The sequence below is a fragment of the Mangrovimonas sp. TPBH4 genome, assembly GCF_001280505.1.
In the GTDB taxonomy this organism is placed as follows: Bacteria; Bacteroidota; Bacteroidia; order Flavobacteriales; family Flavobacteriaceae; genus Mangrovimonas_A.
This window is the reverse complement of record NZ_LBIO01000039.1, coordinates 33,918-57,215: the sequence shown is the minus strand read 5'-3', so window position 1 is coordinate 57,215 and position 23,298 is coordinate 33,918. Positions and strand designations below refer to the sequence as shown.

21 protein-coding genes are annotated in these 23,298 nt (G+C 38.0%); 12 read left to right on the top strand and 9 right to left on the bottom strand.

The features are described 5' to 3' along the window. Positions 1-30: 30 nt before the first annotated feature. Positions 31-3,231, top strand: a complete 3,201-nt coding sequence (locus ZA05_RS03500; RefSeq protein ID WP_157514496.1) for a T9SS type B sorting domain-containing protein — start codon at positions 31-33, stop codon at positions 3,229-3,231. 3 nt (positions 3,232-3,234) lie between these two features. Here the strand turns inward: ZA05_RS03500 and ZA05_RS03495 are convergent, their stop codons facing one another. From ZA05_RS03495 to ZA05_RS03475, 5 genes are all read right to left on the bottom strand, one after another. Continuing rightward, positions 3,235-3,993, bottom strand: coding sequence for a DUF6090 family protein (locus tag ZA05_RS03495; protein WP_053990297.1), 759 nt, complete (start codon positions 3,991-3,993; stop codon positions 3,235-3,237). A 155-nt stretch (positions 3,994-4,148) separates the two neighbouring features. After that, a complete protein-coding gene (locus ZA05_RS03490; protein ID WP_053990296.1) occupies positions 4,149-5,858 on the bottom strand; it encodes a right-handed parallel beta-helix repeat-containing protein in 1,710 nt (569 codons plus the stop codon). A gap of 129 nt (positions 5,859-5,987) precedes the next feature. After that, a complete protein-coding gene (locus ZA05_RS03485) occupies positions 5,988-6,461 on the bottom strand; it encodes a hypothetical protein (protein WP_053990398.1) in 474 nt (157 codons plus the stop codon). 94 nt (positions 6,462-6,555) lie between these two features. After that, on the bottom strand, positions 6,556-9,345 hold the full coding sequence (locus ZA05_RS03480) for a sugar-binding domain-containing protein (protein WP_053990295.1): 2,790 nt from the start codon (positions 9,343-9,345) through the stop codon (positions 6,556-6,558). Between the two features lie 62 nt (positions 9,346-9,407). Then, positions 9,408-9,968, bottom strand: a complete 561-nt coding sequence (locus ZA05_RS03475) for a thioredoxin family protein (RefSeq protein ID WP_053990294.1) — start codon at positions 9,966-9,968, stop codon at positions 9,408-9,410. 127 nt (positions 9,969-10,095) lie between these two features. On the opposite strand from ZA05_RS03475, the gene ZA05_RS03470 reads away from it, so the two are divergent. From ZA05_RS03470 to ZA05_RS03460, 3 genes are read left to right on the top strand one after another with little or no spacing between them, the layout of a single operon-like run. Then, positions 10,096-10,431, top strand: a complete 336-nt coding sequence (locus tag ZA05_RS03470) for a tRNA-binding protein (RefSeq protein ID WP_053990293.1) — start codon at positions 10,096-10,098, stop codon at positions 10,429-10,431. A gap of 4 nt (positions 10,432-10,435) precedes the next feature. Continuing rightward, positions 10,436-11,347, top strand: coding sequence for a bile acid:sodium symporter family protein (locus tag ZA05_RS03465; protein WP_053990292.1), 912 nt, complete (start codon positions 10,436-10,438; stop codon positions 11,345-11,347). Continuing rightward, positions 11,344-12,375: a 1-acyl-sn-glycerol-3-phosphate acyltransferase gene (locus tag ZA05_RS03460; RefSeq protein WP_231632426.1), complete on the top strand. Its 1,032-nt coding sequence runs from the start codon at positions 11,344-11,346 to the stop codon at positions 12,373-12,375. The genes ZA05_RS03465 and ZA05_RS03460 overlap by 4 nt, the downstream gene beginning before the upstream one ends. 93 nt (positions 12,376-12,468) lie before the next feature. On the opposite strand, the gene ZA05_RS03455 is transcribed toward ZA05_RS03460, so the two are convergent. Continuing rightward, positions 12,469-12,870: a PUR family DNA/RNA-binding protein gene (locus tag ZA05_RS03455; RefSeq protein ID WP_053990291.1), complete on the bottom strand. Its 402-nt coding sequence runs from the start codon at positions 12,868-12,870 to the stop codon at positions 12,469-12,471. Positions 12,871-12,947: 77 nt separating this feature from the next. After that, complete coding sequence (locus ZA05_RS03450) at positions 12,948-14,705, bottom strand: ABC transporter ATP-binding protein (RefSeq protein WP_053990290.1); 1,758 nt, start codon at positions 14,703-14,705, stop codon at positions 12,948-12,950. 136 nt (positions 14,706-14,841) lie between these two features. Between ZA05_RS03450 and ZA05_RS03445 the strand changes: the two genes are divergently transcribed. From ZA05_RS03445 to yajC, 4 genes are all read left to right on the top strand, one after another. Beyond that, complete coding sequence (locus ZA05_RS03445) at positions 14,842-15,945, top strand: Glu/Leu/Phe/Val dehydrogenase (RefSeq protein ID WP_053990289.1); 1,104 nt, start codon at positions 14,842-14,844, stop codon at positions 15,943-15,945. Between the two features lie 113 nt (positions 15,946-16,058). Then, complete coding sequence (gene nusB, locus ZA05_RS03440; protein ID WP_231632424.1) at positions 16,059-17,003, top strand: transcription antitermination factor NusB; 945 nt, start codon at positions 16,059-16,061, stop codon at positions 17,001-17,003. A gap of 70 nt (positions 17,004-17,073) precedes the next feature. Further along, positions 17,074-17,556, top strand: coding sequence for a DUF1573 domain-containing protein (locus ZA05_RS03435; protein ID WP_053990288.1), 483 nt, complete (start codon positions 17,074-17,076; stop codon positions 17,554-17,556). Positions 17,557-17,559: 3 nt separating this feature from the next. Continuing rightward, a complete protein-coding gene (gene yajC / locus ZA05_RS03430) occupies positions 17,560-17,850 on the top strand; it encodes a preprotein translocase subunit YajC (protein WP_053990287.1) in 291 nt (96 codons plus the stop codon). Between the two features lie 68 nt (positions 17,851-17,918). Here the strand turns inward: yajC and ZA05_RS03425 are convergent, their stop codons facing one another. Further along, positions 17,919-18,512 (bottom strand): YdeI family protein, encoded by a 594-nt coding sequence (locus ZA05_RS03425; RefSeq protein WP_053990286.1) that lies wholly within the window; start codon positions 18,510-18,512, stop codon positions 17,919-17,921. A gap of 77 nt (positions 18,513-18,589) precedes the next feature. After that, positions 18,590-19,828, bottom strand: coding sequence for a peptidase T (gene pepT, locus ZA05_RS03420; protein ID WP_053990285.1), 1,239 nt, complete (start codon positions 19,826-19,828; stop codon positions 18,590-18,592). Between the two features lie 121 nt (positions 19,829-19,949). On the opposite strand from pepT, the gene ZA05_RS03415 reads away from it, so the two are divergent. From ZA05_RS03415 to ZA05_RS03400, 4 genes are read left to right on the top strand one after another with little or no spacing between them, the layout of a single operon-like run. Continuing rightward, entirely contained in the window at positions 19,950-20,969 is a 1,020-nt protein-coding gene (locus ZA05_RS03415) for a quinone-dependent dihydroorotate dehydrogenase (RefSeq protein ID WP_053990284.1), read from the top strand. Continuing rightward, a complete protein-coding gene (locus tag ZA05_RS03410) occupies positions 20,969-21,586 on the top strand; it encodes a LysE family translocator (protein WP_053990283.1) in 618 nt (205 codons plus the stop codon). The genes ZA05_RS03415 and ZA05_RS03410 overlap by 1 nt, the downstream gene beginning before the upstream one ends. 51 nt (positions 21,587-21,637) lie before the next feature. Continuing rightward, positions 21,638-22,501, top strand: coding sequence for a hydroxymethylglutaryl-CoA lyase (locus tag ZA05_RS03405; protein WP_053990282.1), 864 nt, complete (start codon positions 21,638-21,640; stop codon positions 22,499-22,501). A gap of 53 nt (positions 22,502-22,554) precedes the next feature. Then, positions 22,555-23,277 (top strand): Insecticidal toxin complex protein, encoded by a 723-nt coding sequence (locus ZA05_RS03400; RefSeq protein ID WP_231632421.1) that lies wholly within the window; start codon positions 22,555-22,557, stop codon positions 23,275-23,277. Positions 23,278-23,298: the final 21 nt, after the last annotated feature.

Genomic DNA, 23,298 nt, shown 5'->3' with positions numbered 1-23,298 from the left:
TTACCTATTTTTTGTGCTGCCCAAGGTAATGTGCCTCCTACCATTGAAGCCGAAGGCGATCAGGATTACTGCCCCTTGTCGCAAATTAACATTGTCACCAGTTTTGATATTGTCGATCCCGACGATACTAGTGTAGAGGCACTCTACATTCAAATATCTACGGGCTATCAGCAGGGTATTGATAATTTGGTCTTAACAGGAAGCCACCCTAACATTTCTACTAGTTGGGATGCCAATCAAGGAAAGCTGACTTTGACAGGAGTTGGTACGGCAGAACCAACTTACGCAGATTTGATTACGGCTGTTAATGATGTAATGTACCAAAGTAACACGGCCAATGTGTCTGGGGAAAAGTATTTCTCATTTACCGTAGGTGATGCCAACTTTTTACCCTCTACAGGACATTATTATGAGTATGTTCCAAATTTAGGAATCACGTGGACAGCGGCAAAAGCTGCTGCGGAAAGTAGCACATATTACGGGCTTCAAGGGTATTTGGCCACCATCACATCTGCCGAAGAAGCACAATTATCAGGGGAGCAAGCTGCCGGAGCTGGATGGATAGGTGGTAGTGATGTAGAGTCCGAAGGCACTTGGAAATGGATGACGGGACCAGAAGAAGGTATGGTGTTTTGGAATGGAGGTGTGAACGGATCTACACCCAACTATGCTTTTTGGAACACAGGAGAGCCCAATAATTTAAACAATGAAGATTATGCCCATGTCACGGCTCCGGGAGTTGGAGTTCCAGGATCTTGGAACGATTTGCCTAATGCAGGGGATACTTCGGGAGATTATCAGCCAAAGGGTTATATAATTGAATATGGAGGCATGCCGGGCGATCCGGAAGTGGATATATCAGCGAGCACCAAAATTACCATTCCTGAAATTGTGAATGTTGTTGGTGCTACGGTTTGTGGTTCGGGTTCCGTGGAATTGGAAGCCGTTTCTTCGGGAGGGACAGTATTGTGGTTTGATGATCCAAATGGAACTTCTATAGCTTCAGGATTGATGTTCACAACCCCAGAAATTTCAGTAACAACCACTTATTATGTATTGGCTTCCATTAACGGATGTCCTAATGGAATTAAAGAGCCTGTTGTTGCCACGGTAGTTGAAATTCCTACCATAACAGATTATAGTGAAGCCATTATTTGTGGTGGATCGGGCAGTGGCGTACTTAGCGCAACCCCTTCCCAAGGAACTGTTTTTTGGTATGATGCCATGGTTGGTGGTAATGTAGTGGGGACAGGAAATTCTTTTACAACACCAGAACTTAGTGAGACCACAACATTTTATGCCGAAGCTCAATATAACGATTGTATAAGTGAAAACAGAGTTCCCGTGACCTTGACGGTTCAAGATACGCCATCTCCAGTTGCGGATGCGGAACAGGTTTTTTGTACTTTAGAGAATACTACTATTGCAGATTTGCAAGTTGAAGGAACTACCGTTACTTGGTATGCAACTGAAATAGGAGGGACGCCTTTAGCAGCTTCACAAAACTTAGAGAATGGTATGAGCTATTATGCTTCCCAAACTATTGATGGTTGCGAAAGTTCTATCCGTACCATGGTGACTGTAGTTCTTTTTGAAACGCCTCAGGTACCAAATGATATTTCGGCTTTAGAAGTTTGTGATTCCAATTTAGATGGCGATGATACTAATGGTATTTCAAGTTTCGATTTAACCCAAAATGAATCTGTGATTTTGAATGGGGCTCCCGCCTCGGATTATAGTTTCTCATATTTTTTGGATGCGGCATTTTCACAGGAAATCACTGCTCCTGATAATTTTGAAAATACAGTTGCAAATACTCAAACTATTTATGTTCGAGTTACCAATTTGCAGGAGGATGGGTGTTATTCGGAAGGGAGTTTTGGCATTCAAGTAAATGCTTTACCAGAAGTTGTTTCAAGTTTGGTCTTCAAAAATTGCGATGAAGATGGACTTTCAGATGGCTATACCAATTTCAATCTGAATGAAATTAATGAAGTTTTGGTTGGCGAAAGTTCAGAAGCATTTGAAATTTCCTATCACCTGAATTTGAGCGATGCCAATGTAGGCATTGCGGCAGTTGATCCCGTGCCCTTTAACAATGCTGTTTCGGAAGAAGTGTTTGCAAGGGTTGTTTCCGCAAATGGGTGTTTTCGGGTTTCAGCCATTACATTAGAGGTGTCCACAACTTCGTTTCAGGACGGTTATATGGAAACTTTAGAGTATTGTGATGACGATGGTGATGGTTTTTATGAATTCGATTTAAGCCAGATGTCACAGGTGTTTTTGGACCAATTTCCAACAGGGCAAAATTTAAGTGTTCATTACTATCAAAATCTAGCAGATGCCCAACTCGAGCAAAATGAAATCGATGCCTCCGAACCTTATACCAATGAAACTCCTGATGCGCAATTATTGTATGTTAGGGTTGAAAGCGATGACAATGGTGACTGTTTTGGGGTTGGACCTCACTTGATGTTGGAAGTCTATACTTTGCCTCAATTTGATACCGACGATGAAGTCATTTATTGTTTGGAAGGAGATCCTGTTACTTTGATGGTGACAAACCCTAACGGTAGTTACACCTATGAGTGGACCGATAGCAGTGGTACTGTTATTTCTAATGCACCTTCGGTTACTGTTGCTTCGGGAGGAATGTACTCGGTAGTTGCGACTTCGGAATATGGTTGTCAATCAGAACCTAGTGTGGTAACAGTCATAGAATCTTCGGTTGCAGAATTGGATGAGGAAGATATAACGATTCAGGATTTTTCAAATAATAATACCGTTTCTATTAACCCCAACGGTTTGGGTATAGGAGATTATGAATACGCCTTGGATGATGAGTTTTCAAGTTTCCAGAACGACCCTTATTTTGATGAGGTTGCTGCAGGAGAACATATCTTGTATGTTCGTGATAAGAATGGTTGTGGCATCGCCCAATTGGAGATTTTTGTAGTAGGTTATGCGAAGTTTTTCAGTCCGAATGGAGATACTTATAACGACGTTTGGAATATTAAAGGATTTAATGAGTCCTTTTCCGAAAAATCTACCGTTAATATTTTTGACCGCTACGGAAAGCTCATGGCCGTAATCAAACCTTCAGGTTCAGGATGGGACGGTACCTTTAATGGAGTGCCTTTACCTGCTACCGATTATTGGTTTGAAGCCCAATTGATACGTTTAAATGGGCAAACTAGAACCTTAAGAGGGCATTTTAGCCTTTTGAGATAAGGTCTAATTGTAATAGCCGGATGCTTCTAGGTAATCCTTGATATCGTTGGATAGTTCCAATGCCCGATTTTGCACTTCCACCACATAGGTTTTGATGCGCTTTTTTCTGAAAAGACTAGTGCGTAGCAAATTTCGTCCTTTTACAGATTTTAGCTGTGCTTCCAAAACGGATTTTTGGATAGAATCATTATGAAGAAATGGCAAGTCTTCATCAAGGTATCGGCTTTCAAATTCATCATTGTAATACCAAAATTCGGCCTCTTCCAAAGTATATTTTTCATCCCAAATAACATGGGTAAGATATCTGTTCTTAACAGTGGTATAATAGGTGTTGATATTGTTGTAAAGCTCTTTATTGTCAATAAGTTTGGAAATGTTTGTGGAGTTGTATTTTTGGTAGGTTCTGTCTATAATAGGTTTGGTGAGGTAAATGGGCATGACTAATTTGATAATGGTATCCATTTCTAGATGTTCATGCGAAATCTGCTTTAAAAGTGTTCTTTTTCTATTGCTCATATCATCCAGAAATTGAATGTGGTCCTCTAGGTTTTCCAAATCCAATGCAATGTCAACTGTCAAGTCGTTTAGGTAATCCAAGGTATGTTGTTTTTCAATTCGGTCTTGATTCCAGTTGTTTACTTGGAGCGCAATAAGAATCCCTAAAACGACAAGAAGAATTTCTCCCAAGGCATATTTTAAATACTGTCCCAATTTATTTTTATCCAGAAGTGTTCTTCTGATGTTTTTAAAGAATTTCAGCATAGTTGGTTAATGAAATGATAGACATTAGAAACTAATTTAATCAAAATTGAATAAAGCTGAGGAAATGAGTTCTGAGACGAATAATTTGCAAAAAAAATACTGCCGTTTATAAGAAGATATAAGTAGCAGTATTTTTTTGATTTAAACAAAGGAGTTTATTTTTTCAAGAGTTTAATTGTATTGAGCTCAAAATTGTTATTGAAAAGACCTAAAAAATAAATTCCAGAATTTAAGTTTTCTAAATTTTCTATTGTGTATTCACTGGTCAAATTCTCTAGGGTGAACTCATTTATCATTTTTCCATTCATGCTGTAAAGTATTATTTTATTGAACTGCTGGTTCTTTGGCGCTTTTATATTGAGATGGTCTGAAATGGGATTAGGGAAAATGGAAACATTATTTTCCAATAAATCGTTTATAGAGAGAGTTTCAGAACTCTCCTTAGCACCTATGTCAATTATTGTAGAATTATAAATGTTCTCTATGTCGGGATCGCCCGCATTAATGGCGCTAGAGGAATTATTTAATTTACAAAAATCAGGGTTTAGAGGATCCATAGAAATCAAATCAGCTGAAGAGAAGATATTGTAATAAGTGTCTGATGGGGTTCCATTGTCATTGGTGGTTACAATGGTCCCGATTCCTATAGGTAGATTGCTCACATCATTTCCATTGTTGTACAAAAGGTTGTAGGTTACAGAGTTCGGAACAGGAGTTCCTTCTGAAATGATTCCGCTTACACTGTTGTTTATAATTATATTGGAGTTTATTATAGGGTTTGGGTTCCATGCATCTGAATGATAAATACTTACTCCTTTTAAATTTGAAAAAATAGTGTTGTTTCTTATGGTAGGTTGGTTACCATTAACAGAAATCCCTTGAGTTGAATCGAAAATAATATTGTTGTGGATAGTAATGCTTGTATAAGTTGATATACCATTTATACAATCTGAAATGATATTGTTACGAACTACAGTTTGGTAATTTGCCCAACCTGTATAAATCCCAATGGCATTGTCATAGATACGGTTACCATCAATAATTGCAATGGGGTTAGTTGAATCATTGAAATACACACCTCTATCACAATCCGATATTTCATTGTTTAAAATGTTCACATTTGTTGCATCATTGCCAATACTTATTCCTTTTTCATCACTATGTCTTATAATGCAGTTTTCTATAGTGGCTTCAGCTTCTATATTTACTATTCCTTTATTCTCGGAATTCTCTTCTTTTCCATATTCAATGATACAATATTTCAAAATAGTTGAGTTTGAACTCGAATTAATGTTTATGCTATTCCAGTCAGTATTTGTAGGATTGGAATTTTGAGAAGTAAACCTAATGTAATTTTCCTCAGTTCCAATGGCATTTAAGGTGCCGTTAACCAAAACTGAATAGTAACCACTGAATTTAATTAGGGTTCCAGGTTCAATGGTAAGAGTTGCTCCAGAGGGTACTTTAATATTTCCGTTAACAATATAGGTGTTGTTACTTGTCCATACTCCAGAGACATTTGAAGGGACTAGACTTGGGATCCCCACATTGACTACGGAATTGGAGTTTAGAACAACGCTTGGAAGTGTTGTGTTTTCGGCGATGAACTGGTCGCTCAAGGTGTATGTTTGATAGCCCTCTTTTTCAAAGGTGACATCATAAATTCCATTCTCAATGGTTGCATTGAATGTACCATCTGAGTTTGATGTTGTTTCACCATAAACAGCACTAGGCGAAATAGGGACAAATTTAATGGTAATACCACTATGATCGGAGCTGTCATCGAGTAAAACGCTTCCTGTAATTACAGAAGCATTTGCAAAAGTGGATAAAAAGAAAATTAAATAAAGTAGATTTTTTTGCATGAGAGTACAGTTATGGTTGATATCGAGGAGAAAAGTAGTTTTAATGTAAGAAATTTCCAAATTTTATTTCAATAGGAAATAGGTTAAGGTTGTTAAATTTTATAAAATCATTTATAATTGAAACTAATTCTACCTTGACGATAAAACTAATTTCTTTAATAATGAAATTTGCCCAAGATGATAATAGCTGTGTTCTATGATGGCTTCAATGTTGCGTTCGTAGGTTCCGTAGGCCTCTTTTACAAATACTTTGTCTAGATCCTTAGAGGAAATTTTTTCAACTTCGAGGGCAAAGGTTTCTGCATCTTCAAAGATTATTTTCAGTCGTTGCTCCCAATCTTTTTGAGAAGTTATAGGAGGGAAATGAAAACTGAATTTGTCCTTTATTAAAAGGTCTCCTCCTTGTAAAACATTTAGAGTGCCAGCAATGTAGTAGTGGATGTGTTGGGTAAGAGCACCTATGGTGTTGAGTTGCCCAGCAGGTGTGATGGCCATTTGCCAATTGACATCGGAGAGCAGTGATTTTAAATTGGTGTTCGCAATCCAATCGCCAGATAGGATCACCTCCCTAAACCGATTGGCAATTTGTTTTGAGCGTTCCATAAAAGTAAAGGTTACCATCAGGGTTTTTAAGTCCAATTCGAAAAGAAACAGGACATTTAAAAATACAAAATTGAAGGTAACCTTTACTAATTTTCTAATAAAATATAGAAGTCAATTCTTCTGCAGATATTTCATTAGATGGATTAAAATCTTCAGATTCCATATAGTTGAGAATGGATTGGTATAATTGACGTGCTTCTGGTTTGTCTGCAATTTTGTTCAATTGGGCCATACAAACCAATAACTTTCCTGAACCAACCTTAAATTCGAAAATGAGGCCTAATTTGTGGTTGCGTTCCAAATTGTCAACTACTTGAACAATAGGACGATAATCATTGGTTGTATTATCTAATATCAGAGAATTACTGTTTTTGATCATTGAAAACCATTGCCAATTGGTATGAAAATCGGTAGGGAAAGCATTAAATATTGGATGTTTTGGATCCATAAGTAACCCAAGTGTTCCTGGCGAAACGGGTTTATTATTGGATTCGCTAATGCTCTTGAACATGCCGTAGTTCCAAAATTCGGGAGGGAAGTGTCCTAGAAAACTGTTCTTTTCAACAGATGATGTTTTTGGGAAATACAAAACCGTACCGCCGTTTTTTAGGTTGTTCAAAGCAGATGTATTCAAGTCTTCAACAATGGAAATAGAAGCGGGTACTCCAATATTCTCTTTGGAAGGATACACCCAAATAGGATAGGAGTTGCTGTATTCCGTATTTGGAATGAACACCAAAACGTTTAATCTTTCAGGTTTTTCAATGTTTGACAAGTCAACACTTAATTTTCCTAAATTCGATAACCCGTCATTGGAAATGGATGTTGCGCTAACATTGCCTTGGTTCATAACAAAGCCATTTTCTTTTTCAACTTTCCATTGCATGCCTTCAGTGATCGCCTTGTTGGAATAGTTAACAACATCTAACTGAGCCGTGAAATGTTCACTGTTGGTCCATATGTATTTAGGGAATTCAAGTAGCAGAACCACATCGTTGCAGGACTGTTTCCACGTTTTAGGAGTCACCACATCTTTACTGTCCATAAAAGCATCCAAAATACCAACCAAAGCTGTTCCTTGACCAGGGAAATCCTGAAGGTCTAAAAGTTGGAAACCTGCCATGTCCTTTGTGCGAAGTGCCGCTTCCATTTCTGCCTTATAGCAAATAGCCGACCAAGCACCTGAAGCCTTTTGGAAGTCACTATCCAAATCTAGCATACCAACTTTTTCAAGTCTGTTTTTAAACTCGATAAGGTTCCAAGCCTTTAAAACACCCGTGTATTTTTCAATTTCTTTGTAATCAGGATAGATTTGGTATTGTCCAATTTCATGACTTATAATTGGAAGCTCCAAACGAGATACCGAATAATCAAAATTGAAATTTGTAGAAGGTGTTTGGGTGTTCAAAATTCCGCCATCCTTAGCATCGGCAAAGGCGTGTGTTAATCTTGTGTGAGCTTTGTTGGCATCGCCATCAAAAGGAGTTCTGGCCCCTACAAAAAACTCGGCATAGTCACGAGGGGGGACGTAACCAATATTATTGTTAGATCCCATGGTGTAAAGTGGGCGACCGTCGTAATCTTTTAAAGACAGCATTAGTTTTTCAACATTGTCATGCCCGCTCCAAATTTCATTTCCAGGGGAAAACATGACGAAGGATGGGTGATTGGCATAGGCTTTCAACATGGCTTCTCCTTCGGCTTTCAATTGCGCAGCAATAGTATCAGATTCCAAACCTCCCCAAAATGGAAGTTCTGCCTGAAGATACACACCTTCTAGGTCTGCTGCAGTAAAGGCTGCTTCTGGAGGGCAGTAGGTGTGGAAACGGTAATGGTTGATGCCGTAAGATTTAGCAATCTTATAGATTTTTCGCCAAGACTCCACATCCATAGGCGTGTGTCCTGTAATTGGAAATACGGCTGCATCGTGCTTTCCTCTTAAAAATGTTTGGCGTCCATTGATGGAAAAATGTCTTCCGTCAACTTTAAAATCGCGCATTCCAAAAGTTACAGATTGCGCATCTTTGGTGTTTTCGTTGGAAATAATGGCCGTTAACTTGTAAAGTGGTTGCTCATATTCATCCCATAAAGCAATGTCGTTTTCAAAGGCATAGCTCACCGTATTTTTGGACTTGTTGGTAAGTATGAATTGCTGAGGCTTCAATTGTGTAGTTGCGCCATTGATGCTACTCTCCACCAAAAGTTCTAGGGAAACTTGATCTGAGCCATTTTCTATTTCAATTTCTACATCAAGAGTTTTCTTTTCAATATTTGGAAATACCTGTAAGTTGGAAATGTAGGTTTGGGCAGAGGCTTCCAAGTACATTTTTCCGATCACTCCATTCCAGTTGGTTTGGGTATCATCGGTATAGATATGAACGTTGCCGTAAGGTGTTAATTTTAAATCATTATTGATTTGAAGCGTGATATAATGCTCCCCGGGACTTAAATAGGAAGACACATCAAATTGTTGAGGGGCTTGCAATAATTGAGAAGACCCAACAAGTGTGCTGTCAATCCAAACATTTGAAGGCTTTGTGCGTTCCAAAAACAACGTTATATGTTGATCCTTGAAATTTTCAGGAATGATTACCTTTTTTCTATACCAAGCAGCACCTTCATAAGTATAAGGACGGTTGAGGTGCATGGTGGTGGTATCTGTCTTAATAAAGCCTTTTTTATTGGAATCTGTAGTTCCTGGTAAGGTAATTTTGTCTTTTAAATCTATTGAGAACCACTTTTCGGAAATACCAACATTGGCCGTGTCCAAGGCAAATTGCCATGAACCTTCCAGGTTTAATGTATGTCTGTATTGTGTTGGAGTGGATGTGTTTTGGCAGTTAAAGCAAATCACACAGAGTAGGATAAGATATGCGTATTTCATAAGATATGAAGCCTAAAATGGCTGGTGGTTGTGGTTAATTGAATGTAGGTTAAGTGATTTTATTAAGCTTTTTTCCATTTAATGTTACAGCCAATACTTGGTTTTTGTTTGTCTGAAATAGGAGAATTGCTCAACAATGCATTTATGGCTTCCCTAAGGTCTTTTCCTGTTACAGGAATACCGTTTTCAGGTCTTGAATCGTCCAATTGGCCTCGGTACACAAGCTTTAAATTATCATCAAACAAATAAAAGTCTGGGGTGCAGGCAGCATCATAATCCTTGGCTACTTTTTGTGTTTGATCATATAGATAAGGAAAAATATACCCTTCATTAATAGCTGTTTCCTTCATTAAGTCGGGGTGATCCTCTGGATAATTGTCAACATCATTGCTAGAAATTGCCGCCCAATTAATCCCTTTTGGGGTGAAGTCCTTGGCAATTTTAGACAATTCGGCATTGACGTGTTTTACAAAAGGGCAGTGGTTGCAGATAAACATGATGACGGTACCCTTGACACCTTTTATATCATCCAAAGAAAGATTGGTGTCACTTACGGTATCATAAAGTGTAAACTGAGGAGCTGTGGTTCCCAAAGGGAGCATGTTTGAAGGTGTTCTGGCCATAACAATTGAATTAAACTCAAAATTACTTAAAAATTAGCCAAACTGAAAGGATCGCTGGCCTGCATTTGTATAACATGTTCATAAACAATACGGCAGGATATTTAAAATATGTTTGTATTTTTGCCGGATGAACAAAGCCATAACTTTTGAGGATTTTGCGAGAGTGGACCTGCGTGTTGGGACCATAATTGAAGTGAATGATTTCCCAAAAGCACATCGTCCGGCATATCAACTTACTATAGATTTTGGAGCCTTGGGAATTAAGAAGTCTTCGGCTCAAATCACTTCCTTATACACAAAAACAGCATTGTTGAACAGGCAGATTGTTGCCGTTGTGAATTTCCCAAAAAAACAAATAGCCAATTTTATGAGCGAATGTTTATTGTTGGGAGCGGTAAACGGAAAGGATGTAGTATTGTTGAATCCCGAAGACCGTGTGATAAATGGTTCCGCTGTAGCTTAAGCATATGCAAGAATTAGATACTGTCCAAATCCAGTTTAACAATGATGACCTATGGGTGCTCAATATCGCTTTGGCCATAGTCATGTTTGGAGTGGCTTTGGGTATTTCCGTAGAAGACTTTAAAAATATTATCAAGCAGCCGAAATTGATTTTTGTAGGGCTGTTTTCACAGTTTATCATTCTACCACTATTAACTTTTTTGGTAATTCTGGTTATTAATCCACAACCAAGTATAGCCTTAGGAATGATGATGGTAGCAGCTTGTCCGGGTGGGAATATATCAAATTTTATGACCCATTTAGCCAATGGAAACTCTGCGCTATCAGTGAGTTTAACCGCTTTAGGGACCTTAATGGCCATTGTCATGACACCTTTGAATTTCCAGCTCTATGGAAACCTATATCCGCCCACAGCCGAGATTTTAAAGACGGTTGAAGTGGCTCCTTTTGAGTTGTTGAAATTGGTGGTATTACTCCTGGGAATCCCGTTGATCTTGGGTATGACCTTACGCTATAAAAATGTGAGGTTGGCTGAGAAACTTTCAAAATTTCTGAAGCCCCTTTCAATAATTGTGTTTATAGCAATTGTAATCATTGCGTTTTCAAATAATTTGGATGTGTTCAACAATTACATCTCGCATGTGGTTTATATTGGTTCCGGGCATAATTTGCTGGCAATCTTTACGGGATTTGTTATTGCCAAATTCTTTGGACTGTCTACAAAGGACCAAAAAACCATAGCAATTGAAACCGGTATCCAAAATTCTGGATTAGGGTTACTGTTGATATTTACCTTCTTTCATGGGCTAGGCGGTATGGCTATCATGGCGGCATTTTGGGGTATTTGGCATATCATTTCTGGCTTGGCATTGGCGCTGTACTGGTCTAAAGTTTCTTCTAAAATTAGCGTGGTTTGAACAAGGTTTGGCTGTTTTTAGTAAGAAGTTACATTAAACTGGGACTCTTTTTTTATTATAGAAAGGTTTCGGTTGTAATGCAGGAAAGCATTCCTAAGGATGAAGCTGTCATCTTTTTGGGTAATCATCAAAACGCCTTAATGGATGCGTTGATTATTGCAACCAAAAATGGAAGGTTTGCTTATTTTTTAACCCGGGCCAGTGTGTTCAATAATCCCTTGGTGGCAAAAATTTTAAAAAGCCTTTGGATGTTGCCAGTTTATAGGGTTCGAGATGGGTGGAATACTATTTCTAAAAATGATGAAATATTCAAAACCTGTTCTCAATTGCTGCACACTAACCATGCGGTGACCATTTTTCCAGAAGGGAACCATAATTTAAAGCGAATGGTTCGTCCATTGAGCAAAGGATTTACCCGAATTGTTTTTGAAACTTTAGAGCGCTATCCAGATACAAAATTATCATTGGTTCCGGTTGGCATCAATTACGAAAATGCAGAAGGCTATGCCAATGGTGTCTTTTTAAATTTTGGGAAAACTATCGAGGTTACTTCCAAAGACACCATGAAAGGCCCCAATATGGCACAACAGCTTAAAGCTAGGGTACATGAAGACTTGTGTGAATTGACTACTCATATTGACTCAGAATCCTACGGAAATACATTGCAGAAATTGGAAGGGGATAAGGTTGACTTTTTGAACCCAAGTGCCGCTAACCAATATATGTCCAGTAATTTTGATTCAGCAAATTTGGAAACGGGAAAGCATGATGGATTGGTAAAGCGTTTTTTTGGAGTTCTTTTAAAATGTGTGCTATTTCCGCCGTATTTGGTTTGGAAACATGCTTTGCTTCCTAAAATTAAGGAACGGGAATTTATATCTACGTTTCGCTTTGCGGTAGCTGTGACATTGGTTCCTTTTTATTTGATATTGTCTGCGTTGATAATAGGAGGGATATTCGGAATGCCAATCGCGGGACTCTATGTGGCAATCATTTTTATTATAGCCCTTTTGGCGGTTAAATTATAGGTTTTTACTAGGTAAATTTATTGGATTGCCCATAAAAAAACCGCTACGTTTCGGTAGCGGCTTTTAAGTGTTATGTTTGATAAAATCGAATGATTAAATATCTTCAAAGTTGACATCGGTAAAGCTTCCCGTTGAAGCAGAAGTCTCATAGCTTGTTCCTCCTTCTTCAATATCATCGTTAGAATAGTAATCGTCTTTTTTGAAGTTTTTTTGATGACGTTCGCTGATGACTTCATCTCCTTTTTCATCAATAATATAATCTGTCATTTCATTCAAGATTTCGTTGAATTCAGCAAAATCTTCCTTGTATAAATAAATTTTATGCTTTTTGTAGTGAAAAGACCCATCCTCATTGGTGAATTTTTTACTTTCTGTAATAGTTAGGTAGTAATCTCCAGCTTTGGTTGCTCTTACGTCAAAAAAATATGTTCGTCTTCCTGCTCTTAATACTTTAGAAAAAATTTCCTCTTTTTCCATCATTCCTTGGTCACTCATAAGATTTTAATATTAAAAAATTAGTTCCTATTAATGACTCAAAAATCTAAAAAAAATGCTAAGAAACCAACAATTTGTTATATTTCTTTTTCGCTGAGCTGTTTTAAATAAAGGTCTTTGTAATAACCTTCTGAATTTAAGAGAGTTTCGTGATTTCCTCTTTGAATGATCTCGCCTTCATCCAAGACAAGAATGTGGTCGGCGTTCTTTGCAGAGGAGATTCTATGGCTCACAATTATAGTAGTTTTGCCTTTTGAAACGCGATTAAGGTTCTTTAGGATTTTCTCTTCTGTTTCGGTGTCAACGGCTGAGAGACAGTCGTCAAACAACAAAATTTCTGGCGATTTTATAATGGCCCTAGCAATGGAAATACGTTGTTTTTGCCCTCCGGATAAAGTAATACCTCGTTCACCTAATATGGTATCATAGCCTTTTGAGAAGCCTATAATGTTTTTATGTACATCAGAGTTTTTGGCAGCATTAATCACCTCCTCATCGGTAGCATCTTCTTTTCCAAACTTGATGTTGTTTTTAATAGTGTCCGAAAATAAAAAGGCATCCTGTGGAACATAGCCAATACTGTCCCTTAAATCTGTAAGGTTTAACAGTTCAATAGGGGTTTCATCAATAAGTATAGTTCCTGTATCAATATCATAAAGTCTTCCAATGAGATCCAATATAGTTGATTTTCCAGATCCAGTCTTTCCAAGAATGGCCAGGGATTCTCCTTGCTTTAAGGTAAAGCTAATATCCTTTAATGCTTGAATATTGGTGTCTGGGTAAGTAAAGGATACATGCTGAAATTCGATATTTCCCTGGATATTGGTGTGGTGCTGCGTATTGTTTTTTATGGTAGGCTCCAATTTCAAAAACTCATTGATGCGTTTTTGAGACGCTTCGGCTCTTTGTACTACAGATGTCACCCAACCAACTGTGGCTACGGGCCAAGTAAGTAGATTGACATAGATGATAAATTTGGCAATAACACCCAAACTTTCAATTTCCCCGTTGATGTATTGCTTTCCGCCTATATAAATTACGATAATATTACTTAGTCCAATTAGTAAGATCATTAATGGAAAAAACAAGGCTTGAACCTTAGTGAGATCAATATTTTTTTGCCGGTTTTCTGCAGAGAGTTTATCAAAATCCTCATATACCTGCTGTTCGATGCCGTATGATTTTATGACACCAACCCCACTAAAGGACTCTTGGGCAAAGGTGTTGAGCTTGGATAACCAAACTTGTACAATTGTACTCCGTTTATGAATGGCTTTGCTTAGAATATAGATGAAATATGAAAGTACCGGAAGTGGAATAATGGTATACAAAGTCAACATAGGTGCCGACTTAAACATTAAAAACAAGGCAATGATAAACAGTGTAATGGTATTGATACTGTACATAATGGCAGGGCCGGCATATTCACGGGCCTTTCCAACATCTTCACTTATACGGTTCATTAAATCTCCTGTGCGGTTGGATTTGTAAAAATCCAAGGAGAGGCGTTGGTACTGCCCGTATACTTCGTTTTTTAAATCGTACTCTATGTACCTAGATACATTAATAATGGTCTGTCTCATTAAAAATGTAAAGACCCCACCTATAATGGCGGCTCCAACAATGTATAGAATGTTAAGGATAAGTTCCTTTTTTACCAAGGCAATGTCTGTAACAATTCCCTTTCTGTAGTCATCGATAATATCTACTGAAGAGCCTACCAATTCTGGGGTGAAGAGTAAAAATATACGGGCTATTATAGTGATGACAATACCTGCGAGGAGTTTATAGCGATACTTGTAAAAATATTTGTTGAGATGTTGTAATTCTTTCATTGAAAAAAAGGAACTGTTAAGCTTTTTTTAAGATACTTTTATTTTATGATTATTTTTTGCTAATATTTCAATAATGGATTAATTTTGCACGCGTTTTTAGAGGTGCTAAGAACGTATTTTAATTAATTCAAATTACATGATTTCAGACGTTATAAGTTCTTCGGAACTTTCGAAAGTCGATCCGGTTTTTGGTCAATTATCTTTTGACAACCATGAGCAAGTGGTATTTTGCAACGACAAAGATACTGGTTTAAAAGCAATAATTGGTATTCACAACACAGTTTTAGGACCTGCTTTGGGAGGCACAAGAATGTGGAATTACAGCAACGAATGGGAAGCCTTAAACGACGTATTGCGTTTGTCTAGAGGGATGACCTATAAATCTGCAATCACTGGGTTGAACCTTGGTGGTGGGAAAGCAGTAATCATTGGGGATGCCAAGACCCAAAAAACTCCAGAGCTTATGAAAAAGTTCGGGGAGTTTGTACATTCCTTAAGCGGTAAGTACATTACTGCAGAGGATGTTGGTATGGCCACGTCAGACATGGATCTTGTAAGAGAGGTAACGCCTTATGTCACTGGTATTTCAGAAGACAAAGGAGGAGCAGGGAACCCTTCTCCAATTACGGCTTACGGAGTGTTTATGGGGATGAAGGCTGCGGCCAAGTTTAAATTTGGATCGGATGTGTTGGAAGACAAATCCGTGTTTGTACAGGGTATTGGAAATGTAGGAGAAGCTTTGGTGGAACATTTGGTGAATGAAGGTGCTAAAGTTACCATTACAGACATCAGTCCTGAGCGTTTGGAAATGGTAAGTTCTAAATATGGAGCCACTATTTACACCGGAAAAGATATCTACAGCGAAGAAATGGATATTTATGCACCTTGTGCCTTGGGAGCAACCATTAACGATGACACGATAAACCGTATTAAGGCAAAAATTGTTGCTGGTGCAGCCAACAACCAATTGGCGGAAGAACAGGTTCACGGTAAGTTGTTACAGGAACGAGGTATTGTATATGCTCCGGATTTCTTGATCAATGCAGGCGGAATCATCAACGTTTATGCAGAATTGGAAAACTACGGCAGACCGGAAATCATCCGTAAAACAGAAAATATCTACAATACAACATTGGAAATTCTTGAAAAAGCACAGGCTACCCAAATTACAACCCATGAGGCAGCCCTGGAAATTGCTCAAGAACGCATTGAAACACGTAAAAAGGAAAACGCAAAATAATTGCGCGCCAATTCCTTTTTTTAGTTTCAGCAATGAATAAATAATAGTATTTTTGCGAGGCGAAAGAAACAACACTTTCGCCTCTCTAATTTTTTATAAAAAGGTTCTTACATATGCTTAATAGAAGACATATCCGTATCAAGGTGATGCAAACCATTTATGCTTTTAATGGTACCGAAAGTGATGACATAAAGAAGGATGAAAGATTTTTGCTGCAAAGCTTGGATAGTATGTACGATTTGTACTTGGTCATCCTAGCATTGTTGATAGAAACTCATAAAAGAGCCGAAGATCACTTAAATAAAAGTCAGAAAAAATTCTTGGCTACCCAAGAAGAAAAGAACCCCAACGCCAAATTTGTGAACAATGCTGTCCTGCAGTCATTGAGAAACAATCAAGAACTTTTGGAGGAAATTGAATCCAGAAAATTGAATTGTTGGTACCTCGATTTTGAATATGTGGAGATTATTTTCAAGGCTATTGTAGACAGCGACCTATATAAGGAATATATGGCTTCTACCACCTCAAGTTTCAAGGAAGACAAGGAGTTGGTAGTTGATATCTTTTCAGAAATTATAGCTCCTAACGAAAAGTTATACGACTATTTTGAAGACAAAAAGATTACTTGGGTTGACGATTTACCGATAGTGAACACAAGTATTCTTAAACTGTTGAAGAAAGTGAAGAAGGATAGCCCGGAGAGTTATTTTACCCCAGATTTGTACAAGGATCTAGATGACAGGGATTTTGCGGTAGACCTTTTGGAAAAGACCCTTTTGAATGTATCCAAATACAATGCAGATATTGCCAAAAAGACCAAGAACTGGGACACCGAACGTATTGCTAGTTTGGATGCCGTGTTGTTGCAAATGGCCATTTGCGAGTTCCAAAAGTTCCCTTCCATACCTGTAAAAGTAACCATTAATGAATATTTGGAAATCGCCAAGGAGTATTCAACTCCTAAGAGCAGCATATTTATTAATGGTATTTTAGACAAGATTGTCAAGGAGTACACAGCTGAGGACAAATTAAATAAAATTGGGCGCGGATTGATGTAGTTAGAAATAATTACTACATTTACGCCTCGAAAAAGGAACAATTAAATATTAATAATTAAATTTTATCCCAATGAAAAAAGTGATATTAAGTTTAAGCGCTCTTTGTTTAGTAGCTTTTACTTCATGTAAAGAAGATGCAGCAAGTAAAGTAAAAAGTGAAAATGTAGCAGTTGCTGCAGAAAGAGATGCCGTTGCTGGAGACCTACCTGTAATTTCTTTCGAGGAAACAGAGCACGATTTTGGTACCATTAAAAATGGAACTCCTGTAGAAACTAAATTCGTATATACAAATACTGGTAAAGCTCCATTGGTAGTAAGCAACATCAAGAGTACTTGCGGATGTACAGTACCTCAAGATTGGAGCAAGGAGCCTTTGGCACCAGGAGAATCTGCTGAGTTCACTGTGAAGTTCAACGGTAAAGGGAAAAACCAAATCTCTAAAACAATTACCTTGACTACCAACACAGAGAAAGGTAAAGAAATGGTAAAAATCAAAGCATTTATTGAAGCTGACCCTGCAGACGCTGCAGCTAAGCCAGCAGCAGCACACTAAAATATGGGAAACTTAACTGATTTTTTACCTTTTATAGCCATGTTTGCGGTGGTGTATTTCTTTATGATTGCACCGCAAATGAAGAGAGCTAAACAGGAAAAAAAGTTTGCTAACGAGCTAAAAAAGGGAGACAAGGTAATTACCAAAAGCGGTTTGCATGGTAAGATTGTCGAACTAAACGATAAAGACAATAGTTGTGTAATCGAAACCCTTGCGGGTAAGATAAAATTTGAACGTTCTGCCATTTCAATGGAAATGAGCAAAAAGATTCAAGACAAAGTAGCAACTAGATAAACGGTCTTTAAAGCATAGAAAAAGCCACTTCAAATGAAGTGGCTTTTTTTATATTTCTATACCTATGATCAACAATTTTTGTACTTGTCGTTTAGGCCAATGCCTTTCATAATCATTGGAGTAATTTTTTCCAATCGGCTTAGTTTTGTTGTGTCTCTTTTGGCAGAGGCAATGTGCTCACAATATTCCCGTTGTTTGCCAGGGGTTAAAGCTTCAAAGTGTTCTTTTAAGTCTGAATTGTTATCAAAGGCATTTTGAAGTTCTTCAGGAACTTCAACAGTTTTCCCTTTTCTTTCAGGTTTGAGCTCTTTTCCTAATTTTTGGTTTTCTATAGCTTCTTTTACATAGGAAAGCACTGCATTTTTATCGATGTCCTCAATGCTTTCAAATCGCATTTGTCTTAGGGCCTTTGTTGTTTCTTGGGCATTTACCAACAATTGTTTCTCATCTTTTAAAAAGACTCCGTTGAAAAACCAGATGCCGAAATGGTTTTTAAAAGCCCCCAATCCAATAACATTTTTACCACCGATGGCATACACAGGAGCATTCCATTTTAGGGATTCTTCAACTTCCGTGGAAGTGATAATCTCCCTTAGGAGATTCAAAGCTTCGGGAAAATTGGAGTTTTCAATATAAGCTTCAACAGAAGTAGCTTTTGCCATAATACATAAGAATTGAGAAAATAAAAACGGGAACTTTTTGGGTTCCCGTTTACTAAATTAGACAATTTTATTCAATCTTATTTTTTCAATGCAGTAAGCTCTGCAATTTTACAGATTACTTCTGTGGCCTTGATCATGCTTTCCACTGGGACATATTCGTAACATCCATGGAAGTTATGTCCACCAGCAAAGATGTTTGGACAAGGTAAGCCCTTATAACTTAATTGCGACCCGTCTGTACCACCTCGGATAGGCTTGATAAGAGGTTTAATGTTCAATTGTTTCATTGCTTCCTCTGCTATGTCTACAATGTGCATTACAGGCTCTACTTTTTCCTTCATGTTGAAGTATTGGTCTTTGATTTCAATTTCAATCACTTCTCTTCCGTATTCAGAATTGATTTCGTTGGCCAATTTCTGCATCACTTCTTTACGGGCCTCAAAATGCCCTTTGTCGTGGTCACGAATGATGTATTTCAAAACGGTTTCCTCAACTTTCCCCTCCATGCCATGCAAGTGGAAAAATCCTTGGTAACCTTCGGTGTGCTCTGGAGTTTCAAGTCTTGGTAAGGAATTGATGAAATCAGTAGCGATGTACATGGAGTTTACCAATTTTCCTTTGGCGTAACCTGGGTGCACAATCTTTCCTTTTACCTTAACAGTGGCTCCTGCCGCGTTGAAGTTTTCGTATTCCAACTCACCAATTTGGCTCCCGTCCATGGTATAAGCCCATTCAGCTCCAAATTTTTCAACGTCAAATTTATGGGCTCCTCTACCAATTTCTTCATCAGGCGTAAAGCCCACACGGATTGGACCGTGCTTTATTTCAGGGTGTTGGATAAGGTATTCCATAGCTGAAACAATTTCGGTAATACCGGCCTTGTCATCGGCTCCCAAAAGGGTGTTTCCGTCGGTGGTAATCAAGGTTTGACCTTTGTATTGCAATAAGTCTTCAAAATAGGAAGGAGACAGGATAATGTCCTTTTCAGCATTTAAAACAATGTCCTTACCATCGTAGTTTTCTATAATCTGTGGTTTTACATTGGCACCAGTAAAGTCAGGAGACGTATCAAAATGCGATACAAATCCAATGGTAGGCACTTCATGGTCTACGTTACTAGGCAAGGTTGCCATAATGTATGCGTTCTCATCAATAGTCACATCGGTCATCCCAATATCCTTAAGTTCTTGGGCTAGGGCATTGGCCAAATCCCATTGTTTTTCGGTACTTGGAGTCGTTTCAGATGCAGGATCCGATTCTGTGTCAACCGTTACATAACTTATAAATCTGTCTATAAGGTGTTGTTTGTTTATCATGAGAGGGTATTTTAATAAAAATCAATGTTAATAAAGTCTTCAAAAATACTACTAATTTCTAAAATGAATAGTAAGGTTATTTGTCATTTGCGTAGTATTTTTGCAGTCCAAGCTTGTAATTATGTATAAACTTATCGTTAGACCGTTATTTTTTCTTTTTGACCCGGAAAAAATTCACCACTTCACATTTTCCTTAATTCGTATACTTCATAAAATACCTTTGGTACCAAGCATATTTCGAGGCTTGTACCTTGTTGAAGATAAACGATTGGAACGCGAACTCTTTGGTTTGAAATTTAAGAATCCCGTTGGTTTGGCGGCCGGTTTTGACAAGGATGCCAAATTATACAAGGAGTTGGGAGACCTTGGATTTGGATTTATTGAAATAGGCACCTTAACGCCAAAAGCACAATCTGGAAATCCTAAGAAGCGTCTATTCCGTTTGAAAGCAGATTCGGCCATTATCAATAGAATGGGATTTAACAATGGAGGTGTTGAGGAAGCTGTAGAGCGTTTGAAAAAGAATAAAGGCGTGCTGATAGGAGGGAACATTGGAAAGAATAAAGTGACGCCTAATGAAACTGCGGTGGAGGATTATAAAATCTGTTTCAATGCGCTGTTTGATTATGTGGATTACTTTGTGGTAAATGTAAGTTCTCCAAACACACCAAACTTAAGAGCGTTACAAGATAAGGGGCCTTTGACGCATCTTTTAAAAACCTTGAAAGACCTCAATGCTGAAAAGTCGAGTCCAAAACCAATTCTACTTAAAATTGCTCCAGATTTAACCGATGAGCAATTAATGGACATTATCGATATTGTGAAGGATACCAAAATTGAAGGTGTAATTGCCACAAATACGACCATTTCAAGAGAAGGGTTGAAATCTGAAAGCAAAGATGAAACTGGAGGCTTAAGTGGAAAACCTTTAACACAAAGATCTACAGAAGTGATTCGTTTTCTTTCTGAAAAAAGCAATAAGGCATTCCCGATCATTGGTGTTGGAGGGATTCATTCTGCAGAAGATGCTCTTGAAAAACTGGATGCAGGTGCTAGTTTGGTACAGTTGTATACAGGCTTCATTTATGAAGGTCCAAAACTGATTTCCAAAATCAACAAGGCGATTTTAAATCGCGCTTAATGAATGTTGATATTCTGATATCGTTTGTAGTGGCAACCTCGGCCTTGGCAATTTCGCCAGGACCGGATAATATTTATGTGCTGCTGCAAAGCATAGCCCATGGCAAAAAATATGGTTTGGCTACTGTTGCCGGGTTAATATCGGGCTGCATCGTGCATACAACCTTGGTGGCTTTTGGAGTGTCTACCTTGATTAAGGAAAATGATTATGTGTATTTAGCCATCAAACTGTTTGGAGCGGGATATTTATTGTATTTGGCCTATAAGGTGTATAAAAGTAGTTCGGCATTGGAATTGAACTCCCGTGGCATTCCTAAAAAGAGTGTGTCTCAATTGTACAAACAAGGGGTTATTATGAATGTTCTTAACCCCAAAGTATCCCTATTCTTTTTAGCACTTTTTCCTGGTTTTTTGTTTAGTGATCGTCTGTCAACCGTTTGGCAATTTTATGTGTTGGGATTTATTTTTATGGGCGTTTCCTTGGTGATTTTTGCTAGCATAGCCATTCTTTCAGGGGCTATTTCAAATTATCTTATTCATCATAAAAATACAGGCTTGGTGTTGAAATGGCTGCAGATTATTGTCTTTGTTGGAATCGCCATATTCATTTTAATCTAGTTTACAAGAAAACGTTTTAGTAGACCATGAACTTTACTATCTTTGACTTTTATGAGCGACTACGTTAAAATTATAGAATGCCCTAGAGATGCCATGCAGGGCATTAAGGATTTTATTCCAACCGAAAAGAAAGTTCAATATATCCAGTCGTTGCTTAGGGTAGGATTTGATACCATCGATTTTGGAAGTTTTGTCTCTCCCAAAGCCATTCCGCAAATGGCAGACACCGCCGAAGTGTTATCGCGTTTAGATTTAAGCAATACCAACAGTAAACTATTGGCTATTATCGCCAATACCCGCGGTGCAATTGATGCTTGCCAACATCCGGAAATCCAATATTTGGGCTATCCGTTTTCCATTTCAGAAAATTTCCAAATGCGTAATACACATAAAACCATTGCGGAGTCCGTAGTGACCTTACAGGAGATCCTTGATATTGCTAATAACGCAGGCAAGGAGGTTGTGGTTTATATTAGTATGGGCTTTGGAAATCCTTACGGAGATCCTTGGAATGTGGATATTGTAGGCGAATGGACGGAAGCTTTATCAAAAATGGGAGTGAATATTTTATCGTTGAGCGATACTGTTGGAAGCTCCAATCCAGAAAGTATTGAGTATTTGTTTTCCCATTTAATTCCACAATATCCCAACATAGAATTTGGTGCCCATTTACATACCACGCCTACCACTTGGTTCGAAAAAGTTGATGCAGCTTTTAAATCGGGGTGCAGACGTTTTGATGGGGCCATTCAAGGTTTTGGTGGTTGTCCAATGGCAAAAGACGAGCTTACAGGAAATATGCCTACAGAAAAATTACTGTCTTATTTTACGGCTAAAAAGCAATCCAACCTCAATGCCATGAGTTTTGAAAGTGCCCATAACGAGGCTACGAAGATTTTTAGTGTATATCACTAGGGGATTAAAAGTTTTTTGAATTTAAGTATCTTTAGGTTTTATCAAAGCTCAGATTGATACTACAAAAGACTTTTAATTATAGCCTTATTATCCTGTTTTTGGTATTCGGAAATACTGTTCTGGCCAAGGAATGGAAATGTCTTAAAGATTTTCAAAAGGAAACAGGAAAAGAGTCATTAGCTCCTTCGGATTGGTTGACAGCTGACAGAAGGTACAATACCCTAACTTGGCAACGAGCCAATGCATTCAACTTGAAACATAACTTGCCAAAGGAGTATGAATCCATTCGGGAGCGGACAGACTTTTATAAATGGTTATATGAGGCTTTAGAGGCCAAGGGACATGAGGTAGTTTGGCCCAAAATGGCACATTTTATTTCCAACAGGTTGCGGCTGATCAAGGCATTTCCTTATAGGCTATTCATGAAAAAGAATATCAAAAAATACGCTTATCTAGGTAGCCAAACTGCTTTTGCCGGTGCATTTGAAACCTTGGGAACTCTATACTTCTCGAATGAGATACTAAAAGGAAATGATGCTCTCCTTTGGGATGAACAAATTCTGTATCAAGAACAGCATGTATGGCTAAGTGAGATTTATGATGAAGTCGATCCTTCTACCTTAAAAACCATTGAGCGTATGGCCAAAGGAAAAGGGTTTTATGGAGTGATTGTGCCAAAGGAAATCCGGTTTGAAGGGGACATTTCGTTAGAAGAAAATCGCTACAATTATGCCCTTCAAATCCTAAGACAATATTGCCAAGAGCATTATCGATAATTTAACTTCATTTAAAAGTTT